The sequence below is a fragment of the Streptomyces sp. SID14436 genome, assembly GCF_010548465.1.
Lineage (GTDB): Bacteria > Actinomycetota > Actinomycetes > Streptomycetales > Streptomycetaceae > Streptomyces.
In genome coordinates, this window is record NZ_JAAGMD010000875.1 from 1 (window position 1) to 12,209 (window position 12,209).

8 protein-coding genes and 1 pseudogene are annotated in these 12,209 nt (G+C 72.7%); 5 read left to right on the forward strand and 4 right to left on the reverse strand.

Annotated features, from left to right (window positions below; translation table 11 throughout):
- The first annotated feature begins 296 nt into the window (after nucleotides 1-296).
- On the forward strand, nucleotides 297-1,487 hold the full coding sequence (locus G3I53_RS32175) for a zinc-dependent alcohol dehydrogenase (protein WP_164333981.1): 1,191 nt from the start codon (nucleotides 297-299) through the stop codon (nucleotides 1,485-1,487).
- Between the two features lie 52 nt (nucleotides 1,488-1,539).
- On the opposite strand, the gene G3I53_RS32180 is transcribed toward G3I53_RS32175, so the two are convergent.
- On the reverse strand, nucleotides 1,540-2,607 hold the full coding sequence (locus G3I53_RS32180; protein WP_164333980.1) for an ATP-dependent DNA ligase: 1,068 nt from the start codon (nucleotides 2,605-2,607) through the stop codon (nucleotides 1,540-1,542).
- A gap of 75 nt (nucleotides 2,608-2,682) precedes the next feature.
- Between G3I53_RS32180 and ligD the strand changes: the two genes are divergently transcribed.
- The gene (gene ligD / locus G3I53_RS32185) at nucleotides 2,683-3,705 is read left to right on the forward strand and encodes a non-homologous end-joining DNA ligase (protein ID WP_164333979.1); all 1,023 of its coding nucleotides are present in this window, start codon (nucleotides 2,683-2,685) and stop codon (nucleotides 3,703-3,705) included.
- A 25-nt stretch (nucleotides 3,706-3,730) separates the two neighbouring features.
- Here ligD and G3I53_RS32190 read toward each other — a convergent pair whose 3' ends face one another.
- Together G3I53_RS32190 and G3I53_RS32195 are read right to left on the reverse strand one after the other, a co-directional pair.
- Complete coding sequence (locus G3I53_RS32190) at nucleotides 3,731-5,944, reverse strand: family 16 glycoside hydrolase (protein ID WP_164333978.1); 2,214 nt, start codon at nucleotides 5,942-5,944, stop codon at nucleotides 3,731-3,733.
- Entirely contained in the window at nucleotides 5,941-8,337 is a 2,397-nt protein-coding gene (locus G3I53_RS32195; RefSeq protein WP_239064217.1) for a ThuA domain-containing protein, read from the reverse strand. The genes G3I53_RS32190 and G3I53_RS32195 overlap by 4 nt, the downstream gene beginning before the upstream one ends.
- A 334-nt stretch (nucleotides 8,338-8,671) precedes the next feature.
- Between G3I53_RS32195 and G3I53_RS32200 the strand changes: the two genes are divergently transcribed.
- The 3 genes from G3I53_RS32200 (at nucleotide 8,672) to G3I53_RS32210 (ending at nucleotide 11,784) form a co-directional block, all read left to right on the forward strand.
- Entirely contained in the window at nucleotides 8,672-9,715 is a 1,044-nt protein-coding gene (locus tag G3I53_RS32200; RefSeq protein ID WP_164333976.1) for a multicopper oxidase domain-containing protein, read from the forward strand.
- A gap of 106 nt (nucleotides 9,716-9,821) precedes the next feature.
- The gene (locus tag G3I53_RS32205) at nucleotides 9,822-10,865 is read left to right on the forward strand and encodes a LacI family DNA-binding transcriptional regulator (RefSeq protein WP_164439030.1); all 1,044 of its coding nucleotides are present in this window, start codon (nucleotides 9,822-9,824) and stop codon (nucleotides 10,863-10,865) included.
- Nucleotides 10,866-10,986: 121 nt separating this feature from the next.
- Nucleotides 10,987-11,784, forward strand: coding sequence for a VOC family protein (locus tag G3I53_RS32210; RefSeq protein ID WP_164334769.1), 798 nt, complete (start codon nucleotides 10,987-10,989; stop codon nucleotides 11,782-11,784).
- Nucleotides 11,785-11,822: 38 nt separating this feature from the next.
- Here the strand turns inward: G3I53_RS32210 and G3I53_RS34280 are convergent.
- Nucleotides 11,823-12,040, reverse strand: a pseudogene (locus tag G3I53_RS34280) (SDR family oxidoreductase); the annotation flags it as partial.
- Nucleotides 12,041-12,209 lie beyond the last annotated feature (169 nt).

Consider the following 12,209-nt stretch of genomic DNA (forward strand, 5'->3'; position numbering starts at 1 on the left):
CGGCCGCCGCCAGGGCCGCCACCAGCGCCCTGGCCGCCGTCCCGCGCCGTGTGCGCGGACTCCGTCTCGTGCTCACTGTCGCCACCCTGCCCGCCCGAATCCGTCGATGTCTTAATTGTGCGCTTTTCTGATCGTCGGGTGTCATACCCGATCAGACGTGGTCCGTCGCGCCGTTTCCGCCGATCGGCGCAGCGCCGGGCGATTCGGTACGGGCCCTCTCGGGTACCCGGCGGCCACCGCATGCGTGACACACCGGAATCGACGCACACCGGAATCGACGGAGGGAGCGGGCGGACATGAGGGCAGTCACCTGGCAGGGAAAGCGGGACGTACGGGTGGAGAACGTGCCCGATCCCCGGATCGAGGAGCCGACGGACGCGGTCATCCGCGTCACCTCGTCGGGACTGTGCGGCTCCGACCTGCACCTCTACGAAGTGCTGACCCCGTTCATGACGCCGGGCGACATCCTCGGCCACGAACCGATGGGCATCGTCGAGGAGGTCGGCGCGGCCGTGCCGGACCTCCAGGTGGGGGACAGGGTGGTGGTCCCCTTCCAGATCGCCTGCGGCAACTGCTGGATGTGCCTGACCGGCCTGCCCACCCAGTGCGAGACCACCCAGGTCGGCTCCGAGGGCATGGGCGCCGCGCTGTTCGGCTACACCCGGCTGTACGGCGCCGTGCCCGGCGCCCAGGCCGAGTACCTGCGGGTCCCGCAGGCCCAGTACGGCCCGATCAAGGTGCCCGAGGGCCCCGACGACGACCGCTTCCTCTACCTCTCCGACGTGCTGCCCACCGCCTGGCAGGCCGTCGCCTACGCGGGTGTGCCCAAGGGCGGCAGCGTCGCCGTGCTCGGCCTCGGCCCGATCGGTGACATGGCCTGCCGGGTCGCCATGCTCCAGGGCGCCGGGCGGGTCTTCGGGGTGGACCTCGTGCCGGAACGGCTGCGCCGGGCGCGCGAGCGGGGCGTGGAGACCTTCGACCTGCGCTCCTTCGACGACGAGAAGGAACTCGTCGCCGCCGTCCGCGACCGGACCGACGGCCGCGGCCCCGACGCGGTGATCGACGCCGTCGGCACCGAGGCGCACGGCAGCGCCGCCGCCCGCATGGTGCAGAACGCCTCCGCGCTGCTGCCCCGCAAGCTGAGCGGCCCGATGGCGGAACGCTTCAGCGTCGACCGGCTCGCCGCCCTCTACACCGCCATCGACATGGTGCGCCGCGGCGGCACCATCTCCCTGTCCGGCGTCTACGGCGGCATGGCCGACCCGATCCCGCTGCTCACCCTGTTCGACAAGCAGATCCAGCTGCGCATGGGCCAGGCCAACGTCCGCCGCTGGACCGACGACATCATCCCCTACCTCACCGACGAGGACCCGCTCGGCGTCGACGACTTCGCCACCCACCACGTGCCGCTGTCCGACGCGCCGCACGCCTACGACATGTTCCAGCGCAAGCAGGACGGCGCCGTCAAGGTGGTCATGCGGCCCTGACCCGGCTCGATCGTCCGGCGCCCGCTCCCGGAGGCGCGCGGGCGGCCGGGCGTCACGGGCCGCCCAGGATCTCCCCGAGGTCGTACCGCACCGGCTCCTCCAGCTGCGCGTAGGTGCAGCTGCGAGGGGTGCGGTCCGGGCGCCAGCGGCGGAACCGGGCCGTGTGCCGGAACCGCTGGCCGTTCTCCATGTGGTCGTAGGCCACCTCGGCCACCAGCTCCGGCCGCAGCGGCACCCAGGACAGGTCCTTCTTGCCCGACCAGCGGCTCGGCGCCCCCGGCAGCCGGGCCGTCTCGTGCGCCGACTCCTGTGCCCAGGCCGCCCACGGATGCCCCGACACGTCGTCCATCCGCAGCGGCGCCAGCTCCTCGACCAGCTCCGCCCGGCGCTTCATCGTGAACGCCGCCGACACCCCCACGTGCTGCAGGACCCCCTGGTCGTCGTACAGCCCGAGCAGCAGCGACCCCACCACCGGCCCGCTCTTGTGCAGGCGGTAGCCCGCCACCACCACGTCCGCCGTGCGCTCGTGCTTGATCTTGAACATGGCCCGCTCGTCCGGCCGGTAGCGCAGGTCCAGCGGCTTGGCGATCACCCCGTCCAGACCCGCCCCCTCGTACTGCTCGAACCACCCCCGGGCCACCTCGATGTCCGTCGTCGCCGGCGCCACGTGCACCGGGGGCGTGACCCCCTCCAGGGCCCGGGTCAGCAGGGCCCGGCGGTCGCTCTGCGGGACGTCCATCAGCGAGTCGTCGCCCAGCGCCAGCACGTCGAAGGCGACGAACGAGGCCGGGGTGCGCTCGGCCAGCGTCCGCACCCGCGAGTCCGCCGGGTGGATCCGCTCGGTCAGCGCGTCGAAGTCCAGCCGCTCATTGCGCGCGACCACGATCTCCCCGTCCAGCACGCACCGCTCGGGCACCCGCTCCCGCAGTGCCGCCACGACCTCGGGAAAATACCTGGTCAGCGGCTTGCCGGTGCGGCTGCCCAGCTCCACCTCGTCCCCGTCGCGGAAGACGATCGCCCGGAAGCCGTCCCACTTCGCCTCGTACTGCATGCCCGGCGGGATCTTCGCCACGGACTTGGCGAGCATCGGCTTCACGGGCGGCATCACGGGAAGATCCATGGTTCCGATTCTGCGGGCATTCGCCCGTCGCCGCCCGGTGTGCGAGGTGTGCCCGCTGCCTCTAGCGTGGCTCGCATGGCTCAAGCGGTGGAACTGGACGTGGCCGGCCGGACCGTGCGGATCTCCAGCCCGGACAAGATCTTCTTCCCGGAGCGCGGCTACACCAAGCTGGACGTGGCCCGCTACTACCAGGCGGTCGCCCCCGGCCTGCTGCGCGCCCTGCGCGAGCGGCCCACCACCCTCCAGCGCTACCCCGACGGCATCACCGGCGAGTGGTTCTACCAGAAGCGCGCCCCCAAGGGCATGCCCGACTGGATCCCCACCGCGCACATCACCTTCCCCAGCGGACGCAGCGCCGACGAGATGTGCCCCACCGAGGAGGGCGCCGTGGTGTGGGCGGCCCAGTACGGCACGCTCACCTTCCACCCCTGGCCGGTGCGCCGGGACGACGTCGACCACCCCGACGAACTGCGCCTCGACCTCGACCCGCAGCCCGGCACCGACTACGACGACGCCGTCCGCGCCGCCCACGAACTGCGCGCCGTGCTCGACGAGTACGGTCTGCGCGGCTGGCCCAAGACCTCCGGCGGCCGGGGCCTGCACGTCTTCGTGCCCATCGAACCGCGCTGGACCTTCACCCAGGTCCGCCGCGCCGCCATCGCCGTCGGCCGGGAGATGGAACGCCGGATGCCGGAGCAGGTCACCATCAAGTGGTGGAAGGAGGAGCGCGGCGAGCGCATCTTCGTCGACTACAACCAGACGGCCCGCGACCGCACCATCGCCTCCGCCTACTCCGTACGGCCCCGCCCGCACGCCCCCGTCTCGGCGCCGCTGCGCTGGGAGGAGGTCGGCCCGGCGCACCCGCAGGACTTCGACCTCGTGACCATGCCCGCGCGCTTCGCCGAACTCGGCGACGTGCACGCGGACATGGACGATCACGCGTTCTCGCTGGAACCGCTGCTCGAACTCGCCCGCCGGGACGAGCACGACCACGGACTGGGCGACCTGCCCTACCCGCCCGAGTACCCGAAGATGCCCGGGGAGCCGAGCCGGGTCCAGCCGAGCCGGGCCAGGAAGCCGAAACCCACGGCCTCCTGACGCCCGGCCCGGCCGGACCGCCGGATCAGGACAGGTCCTTGATCCGGACGTCGCGGTAGGAGACCACGTCGGTGGTGCCGTGCACCTGGAGCCCGATGTAGCCGGAGGCGAACCGGCGCCCGTCCGTGCCCGGGTCGTCCGAGCGCGCCGGGACGAAGTCCTGACCGCCGGTGTTGTCGAACTCGTTGATCAGCACACCGTTGCGGAAGACCGAGTAGTGCTGGCCCTCCACCCGGATCTCGTAGTCGTTCCAGGTGCCCTTCTGAGTCACGCCCGCACCGGCCAGGCCCACCCGGTCGAAGCCGTAGACCGAGCCCGTCTTGTACATGTCGCCGGTGGGGGAGTCGAACACCTGGATCTCGTGCCCGAACTTGATGGCGGCCCACTCCGGGCGCGGCTCCTCGGGGTGGTCGTGGATCTGCGGGAAGCGCACGAACACACCGGAGTTGGCGTTCGCCGTGCCCGGCGCGTCGTCACGCCACTGGAGCTTCAGCGAGAAGTCGCCGTACTTCCGCTCGGGGAACCACAGCATGCCGAGCCCGCCCCGCGTGGTGCCCGAGGTGATGGACCCGTCCTCGTTGAGCGCGAACGAACCGCCGCCCACGTGCTGCCACTTGCCGAAGGACGCCTCGGTGCCGTCGAGGATCGGGCGGTAGCCGTCGGTCTGGCCGGGGGTCCCGATCCCGGACTCACGGGCGGCCCGGTTCACGGCCCGGTACTCCCGCTGGTCGACGACCCCCTCCTTCTTCAGACGGTCCAGCACGGTCCGCACGTGCTTGAGGAACAGCGCCTGCGAGGTCCACTCCTTCTCGTCCTCGATCAGCTCACCGATCCGGCACCGGCTGTCCGTGACCCGGTTGGTCACGCCGGAGTCCACCGTGCCGACGAACACCGTCCGCCGCTCGTCGTACTCCGGGCAGTCGGGCGCCGGCACGCCGCCGCCGGCCACCACCGTGAAGGCCACGGTGAGCGCCTCGGAGGTGTTGCCCACCCGGTCGGTCGCCCGGTACGCCACGGTGTGCCGGCCCGCCCGGTCCACCAGCACCGGCGCGGAGTAGGCGAGGTACGGTCCGCCGTCGAGCGAGTACTCGATCCCGGCGACGCCGGAACCGCCCTCGTCGGTGGCGGTGACGGTGACCCGGGCGGTGCCGACGTAGGCGCCGTCGGAGTTCCGGGTGCCCTCGACGTTCACCCCGGTCACCGGCGGTGCGGTGTCCTGCGGGGGAGCGGCGACGACCGTGAACTCCACGCTCCTGACGGCGGATACGTTGCCCGCCCGGTCGGTGGCGCGGTAGCGGACGGTGTGGGTGCCGACCCGGTGCACCATGACCGGCCCGGTGTACGCCTGCCAGGCGCCGTCGCCGATCGCGTACTCGACGGTGTTGACGCCGGAACCGGTGTCCGAGGCGGTCACCGTCACGGTCGCCATGTCGACATAGGTGCCGTCGTCGTTGCGTTCGCCGTCCACGGTCGCGGACGTCTCGGGCGGCGTGGTGTCGTCCGTCGGCGGGGCGACGACCGTGAAGCCGACGCTCCTGACCTCGGAGACGTTGCCCGCCTTGTCCAGGGCCCGGTAGCGCAGCGTGTGGTCGCCGACCTGGTCGATCACGACCGGCGCCGTGTACGGGTGCCAGGTGTCGTCGTCGCCGACCGCGTACTCGACGCGTTCGACGCCCGACCCCTCGTCCGTGGCCGCCAGCACGACGCTCGCCGAACCCACGTACTGCCCCTCGGCGTTCCGCGTGCCGGTGACCTCGGCCGTCGCCTCGGGCGCCGTGGTGTCCTCGCCGCCGCCCTCGGTCACCACCAGGATGCCCTGCATCTCGCCGTGGCCGGGGATCGTGCAGTGGTAGAAGTAGCGGCCCGGGGTCAGGGTGACCTCGGCGGTGTGCCGGCCGCCCTGGGCGTCACCCGGGTTCGCCAGGATGTTCAGCTGGACGTCGCTGTTGAACTCCGGGTCCGACGTGACGAACGTCAGGGTGTGCGGCATGCCGGTGGTGTTGCCGGTGGCCTCGCTGTTCTCGAAGACGATCGTCGCCCTGCCCGCCACCGCCGTCGTCGGCGCGGACAGGTACGTGTCGATGTCGTCGCCCGCCGTCCAGGTGAGCACCTGCTCCGCCGCCCGCTCCGCGGTGTCGCCGCGGTCGCCCGCCACGGAGGCGGTCTGCAGGCCGAACGTGATCATCAGGGCGGCCAGCAGCGCGGCCCAGAGGCGTCCTGGCCGTGTCACCGGTGTCATCCGGTCCTCCTCGCGAGATCGCCGGCGGCCGGGGTCGGCCCGCCACCGGTGTAGGTGACCCGCCACAGCGCCGACTTGGCGTCGGAGGTGAAGAAGCCGCGGCCGTAGTCGAGGACGTACAGCGCGCCGTCCGGACCGAACTTCCAGTCCATCAGGTTCTTGATGCCGTCGTTGCCGACCGGCACGATCTTCTTCAGCGACTCCGCGTGCACCGGAAGCCCGCCGCTCCCGACCGTCTTCGGGTCCAGGAGGACCGCGTGGCGCGGCTGGTCGGCGTCGTAGAAGTCGCCGACGAACCACTTGCCGTCCCAGTACGCCGGCCACTTGACGCCGCTGTCGCTGCGGTCGTCGAAGCGGTACACCGGCCCGTTCATCGCCGCCTGGCCCCCGCCCTTCAGCCACGGCAGGCCGTAGGTGGCCTCGTCCGCCTTGTACGACGGGACGCCGTTCGCGTCGCGCGGGAAGTCCGGCGCGCCGCCCTGCGGGGAGTACCAGATGGTGTTGGACGTCACCGGCGGCAGGTTGACCAGCCCGTCGTTGTTCGGCGACTCGTTCTTCGGGTGGTCGCAGTCGTACCAGCCCAGCGGCTCGGACGGGTCGGGCAGGTTGCGGTCCCGGTAGGGCTGCTTGTTGCCCATGCAGTACGGCCAGCCGTGGTTGCCCGCCTTGGTGATGGCGGCGAAGGTGTCGTACTTGGCGGGTCCCCAGGTCGTCGACGGCTGTCCGGCGTCCGGGCCGACCCAGCCGGCGTAGAGGATGTCGGTCGCCGGGTCGACGGAGATGCGCGCCGGGTTGCGCACGCCCATCACGTAGATCTCGCCGCGGGTCTTGCCGCCGCCCTCGGCGGTCTCCTCACCGGTGAACAGATTGCCCTCGGGCAGCGTGTACGTGCCGTCCGGCTCCGGGTGGATGCGCAGGATCTTGCCGTTGAGGTTGTTGGTGTTGCCGGCGGTGCGGCGCGCGTCCGCGAAGGAGACGCCCTTGTAGTGGGGCTGCGGGTTGTTGCCCGAGTAACCGTCGCTGAATCCGCTGGAGTTGTTGTCCCCGGTGGCGATGTACAGGTTGCCGTCGGAGTCCCAGGCCATGCCGCCGCCCGCGTGGCAGCAGCTGTGGATCTGCACCGGCCACTTCAGCAGCACCTTCTCGCTGCCCGGGACCAGCTTGTCGGTCGTCCGGTCCAGCGTGAACCGGGAGACGCGCCGCTCGGCCGTGCGGGTGTCGCGGTCGATCTCCGAGTGGGGCGTGTAGTGCAGGTACACCCACCCGTTCCGCTCGAAGCCCGGGTCGAGCTCGATGCCGAGCAGGCCCTCCTCGTTCTTGCGCAGCTCGTCGCCGCCGCCCTTGTTGCCGAACACGTCGAGCGCCCCGGCGAGGGTGACCTCCCCGGTCCTCGGGTCGTAGACGTGGATCTCGCCCCTGCCCTTGCCGACGTCCGGGTCGTTCCAGTCGGTGACGACCGGCTGGGAGGAGTCGGCGCCGCCGCGGCCGATGTACAGGACGCGGCCGTCGGGGGCGGTGACCAGGCCGTGGGGTTCACCGATCTGGTCGTTCTTCCCCGGCTGGTTGGGCCGGGTGAGCCGCTCCGCCTCGTAGTTCCCGTTGATCGTGGCCTTGCAGTCGGCCTGCACCAGCCGGGTGGTCCACAGCAGGGCGCCGCGCAGGTGGTCGCGGAAGTCGGTCTCGTCGTAGGACGACACGGTGCCGCCCATGCCGGTGTAGAAGGACCGGCCGCCGTCGTAGTCGCGGCACCAGCTGACCGGGTGGTCCGCGCCGTTGGCGCCCGCGCCGGGCCGGTACGTGGACTCCCGCACCCGGGCGACGGTGTGCACGTCGCCCGAGGGGTTCTTCGCCCAGTTCAGCCACTTGTCCGGCCGCTTCCACTGCAGCGGCAGGCTCTTCGTCGCCGGGTGCCGGCGGTCGCCCACCTCGACGGTCGCCCGCTGCACCGTGTCCGGGGACGCGGCGGGGCGGGCCCCGATCAGGCCGGTGAACCAGTCCGAGTACGGTTCGGCGCGGGCCGCGTCGTGGATGCCGACGAAACCGCCGCCGGCCTCCATGTACGCCTCCAGGCCCGCTTCCTGGTCCGGGTCGAGGACGTCGCCGCCCCCGGTCAGGAACACGACTGCGTTGAAGCGGCTCAGCCGCTTGTCGTTGGTGAAGACGGCCGCGTTGTCCGTGGCCGTGACGTCGAAGCGCTGCTCGGCGGGACCGGTCTGCCCGATCCGCTCGATCGCGGCGATCCCGGCGTTCACGACCGGGGACTCCTCGCCGCCCGCGGCGGAGCCGTAGAACAGCAGCACCCGGACGTCGGCGCCGCCGGGCGGCGACGTGATGGACATCGTTGTCAGCGGTGGATCCGTGTCCGGGCGGGCGCTCGCCGCCGGGGCCGACATCAGCCCGGCGGCCACGACTCCCGCGGTGACGGTGGCCGCCCAGGCCCGTCGTCCCGTCCTGGCGGCCCGTGTCGTTCCCGGGCGTCTGGTCTTCAACCCGCTTAAGGCGTCGGGTTGTTGGTGCGAGGGGAACCGCATGTGGTCACCCACCCCTCCTCGGTCGCAGCAACGGCGTCAAGGAAGCTAGACCTCTTTGCGTCACTCGCCAATACCTATGGCCGCAATGAAACGAACTTTGTCCTGAGTGTGGATAAACGGCGGGGCGGTCGCTACGGTTTCACAGGTTCATGACAGCCACCGGGCCCAGGCACGCCCGCATCCAGGGGAGTTCGGCATGGACAGACGCGGCTTCAACCGACGAGTACTGCTGGGCGGGGCGGCCGTCGCGACATCGTTGTCGCTGGCCCCCGAGGCCGTGAGTGCGGCCGGGCCGGTGCGGACCGCGCCCGCCGGGGGCGAGGTGCGGCGCATGAAGCTGTACGCCGAACGCCTGGCGGGCGGGCAGATGGGCTACGGCCTGGAGAAGGGCAAGGCGTCCGTGCCCGGCCCGCTGATCGAACTCAACGAGGGCGACACCCTGCACATCGAGTTCGAGAACACCATGGACGTCCCCGTCAGCCTGCACGTCCACGGCCTGGACTACGAGATCTCCAGCGACGGCACCAAGCAGAACAAGAGCGACGTCCCTCCCGGCGGCACCCGCACCTACACCTGGCGCACCCACCGGCCCGGGCGGCGCTCCGACGGCACCTGGCGCTCCGGCAGCGCCGGCTACTGGCACTACCACGACCACGTCGTCGGCACCGAGCACGGCACCGGCGGCATCCGCAACGGGCTGTACGGCGCGGTGATCGTCCGCCGCAAGGGCGACGTCCTGCCGGACCGGACGCACACCATCGTGTTCAACGACATGACCATCAACAACCGGCCCGCGCACACCGGCCCCGACTTCGAGGCCACCGTGGGCGACCGGGTGGAGATCGTCATGATCACGCACGGCGAGTTCTACCACACGTTCCACATGCACGGGCACCGCTGGGCCGACAACCGCACCGGCATCCTCACCGGCCCGGACGACCCCAGCCGGGTCATCGACAACAAGATCTGCGGACCGGCCGACTCCTTCGGCTTCCAGATCATCGCCGGGGAGGGCGTCGGGGCGGGGGCCTGGATGTACCACTGCCACGTCCAGAGCCACTCCGACATGGGCATGGTCGGCCTGTTCCTGGTGAAGAAGCCGGACGGCACCATCCCGGGCTACGACCCGGACGACCACCACCACGGCACGGGCACCAAACCGGGCGCCGGCGAGCGGTCCGCCGACCCCGCGCGGGCCGGGCAGCCCGCACCCGTGGAACGGGAGGGACACCACCACTGACGCGCGCCCCGCCCGCCCACCTCGCCGTCCGCCGTACGGGAGCGCTCTCGTCCGCCCGCGCACCGGGGCTATCCTGTCCCGCAGCCGCAGGTGAGGAGCCCCAGACGTGACGGAGACTGTGCCGCGCCCCACGCTGGAGGCCGTGGCCGCGCGGGCCGGGGTCTCGCGGGCCACCGTGTCCCGGGTGGTCAACGGCGGCGACGGAGTCAGGGAACCGCTGGCCGAACGCGTCCGGCAGGCGGTGGACGAACTCGGCTACGTGCCCAACCAGGCCGCCCGCAGCCTGGTCACCAAACGCCACGACGCCATCGCCGTCATCGTCGCCGAGCCCGAGGCCCGGGTCTTCGCCGACCCCTTCTTCGCCCGGCAGCTGCGCGGCATCAGCAAGGAGCTGACGGCGCACGACAACCAGCTCGTCCTGCTGCTGACCGAGGGCCGGCACGACCACGCCCGGGTCGGCCGCTACCTGGCCGGCGGACACGTCGACGGCGCGCTGGTGTTCTCCCTGCACCTGGCCGACCCGCTGCCGGAACTCATCCAGCGCGCGGGCGTCCCCACCGTGTTCGGCGGCCGGCCCGGCTGGACCGGCGGGCGCGGAGAGGACGTGGTGTACGTCGACAGCGACAACCGCGGCGGGGCCCGGGACGCCGTGCGCCATCTGCTCGGCCTCGGCCGCGAGCGCGTCGCGCACATCACCGGCGCCCTGGACCAGACCTCGGCGGCGGACCGGCTGGCCGGCTACCGGGACGTCATGGCCGACGCCGACCCGCTCCTCGTCGCGGAGGGTGACTTCACGGCGGTCGGCGGCGAACGCGCGATGCGGGAACTGCTCGGCCGCCGCCCCGACCTGGACGCCGTGTTCGCGGCCAACGACCTCACCGCCGCGGGCGCCCTGCGCGCGCTGCGCGAGCACGGGCGCCGGGTGCCGGACGACGTGGCCGTGGTCGGCTTCGACGACATGCTCCCGGTCGCCGAACAGACCGACCCGCCGCTCACCACGGTCCGCCAGGACATCGAGGAGATGGGCCGGCTGATGGCCCGGCTGCTCCTGCGCGGCCTGGACCGCGGCCCGGCCGCGCAGGAGGGCGTCGGCGGTTCCCCCTCCAGCGTGATCCTCCCGACGACCCTGGTCCGGCGGGCGTCGGCCTGATCCCGTGGCCGTGCGGCCGGTCGCGGGCCCGCGGTGCGGCCCGCCGCGTCGCGGCGGCGGGTGTCAGTGGGCGGTGGAAGACTCGGCGGAGTCGGTGACGAGAACGCTCCGAGGAGACCGCATGCTCACCACCCGCTTCGTCGACGGCGCCCCCGACTGGATCGAGGTCGCCACCCCCGACACCGAGGGCGCCGCGTCCTTCTACGGGCCGCTGTTCGGCTGGGAGTTCCGCTCCGCCGGCCCCCAGGGCGGCGGCTACGGCTTCTTCGAGCTGGCCGGGCAGATCGTCGCGGGCGTGACACGGGTGGGTCCCGAGCAGGGGCCGCCCGCGTGGACGGTCTACTTCCAGACGTCCGACGCGGACGCCACGGCCGAGGCGGCCCGGACGGCCGGCGGCGGTGTCGCCTCCCCGCCCGAGCAGGTGATGAGCCAGGGGCGGTCCGCGGTCCTCACCGACACGGCCGGGGTGCCCTTCGGCGTCTGGCAGCCCGAGCGGCGCGCCGGTCTCGACCGGGCCGGGGACGCGGGCTCGCTGCTCTGGGCCGAACTGCACACCCCGGACGTCGCCCGCGCCGCCGCCTTCTTCCGCCGGGTGCTCCGCTGGGAGACGTCGGGCACGGCCTTCCCGGGCGGGGTGTACACGTCCGTCAGCCCGGCCGGCACGGGCGAGGACGGCACCTTCGGCGGTCTGGTCCCGCTGGCCGACGACCCCACGGACGCGGAGTCCGGTGCCGGCCCCCACTGGCTGCCCTACTTCGGCGCCGACGACCCGGACGCGGTGGTCGGCCGGGCCGTCACCCTGGGCGGCCGCGTACGCCTGCCGGCCACCTCGGTCCCCGGAGTCGGCCGCCTGGCCCGCCTGGAGGACCCGTACGGCGCGGTGTTCGCAGTGCTCCGGGGGGACCCGGGGGAGCAGTGACCTCGTGGGAAGCTCCCGCCGGTCTGCCACCCCGCGGGTCAGAACCCGTGCCGTACTCCGCCGTCCACCGGCAGCGTCACGCCCGGCAGGCAGGACGCCGCGGACGGCAACAGGAACGCCGCCGTGCGGCCGGACTCCTCCGGGGCGCGGTAGCGGCGCAGGGGGTGTGGGACTCGGCGGCCCTGCGGGTGGCCTCCGGGTCGGTGGACAGGGCGTCCAGCTCCCGGGGCCGGTCGGTGTCGGTCCGGCCGGGCAACACGGCCGGATGCGGCCGTGGTCCGTGCACGCCCCCCCCGTGCACGCCCCCCCCGGGCACGCCCCCCCCGGGCACGCCCCCTGGGCACGCCCCCTGGGCGGCCGGGGAGACGGTCCGCCGGATCCGGCCCCCCGCACCCGCGGGAACCGCTCCGCGCGCCGCCGTGCTT

What these genes read in the sequence shown, in the direction of transcription:
- G3I53_RS32175 (WP_164333981.1), top strand. Translation starts at nt 297, where the DNA reads ATGAGGGCAGTCACCTGGCAGGGAAAGCGGGACGTACGGGTGGAGAAC.
- G3I53_RS32180 (WP_164333980.1), bottom strand. Translation starts at nt 2,607, where the DNA reads ATGGATCTTCCCGTGATGCCGCCCGTGAAGCCGATGCTCGCCAAGTCC.
- ligD (WP_164333979.1), top strand. Translation starts at nt 2,683, where the DNA reads ATGGCTCAAGCGGTGGAACTGGACGTGGCCGGCCGGACCGTGCGGATC.
- G3I53_RS32190 (WP_164333978.1), bottom strand. Translation starts at nt 5,944, where the DNA reads ATGACACCGGTGACACGGCCAGGACGCCTCTGGGCCGCGCTGCTGGCC.
- G3I53_RS32195 (WP_239064217.1), bottom strand. Translation starts at nt 8,337, where the DNA reads ATGTCGGCCCCGGCGGCGAGCGCCCGCCCGGACACGGATCCACCGCTG.
- G3I53_RS32200 (WP_164333976.1), top strand. Translation starts at nt 8,672, where the DNA reads ATGGACAGACGCGGCTTCAACCGACGAGTACTGCTGGGCGGGGCGGCC.
- G3I53_RS32210 (WP_164334769.1), top strand. Translation starts at nt 10,987, where the DNA reads ATGCTCACCACCCGCTTCGTCGACGGCGCCCCCGACTGGATCGAGGTC.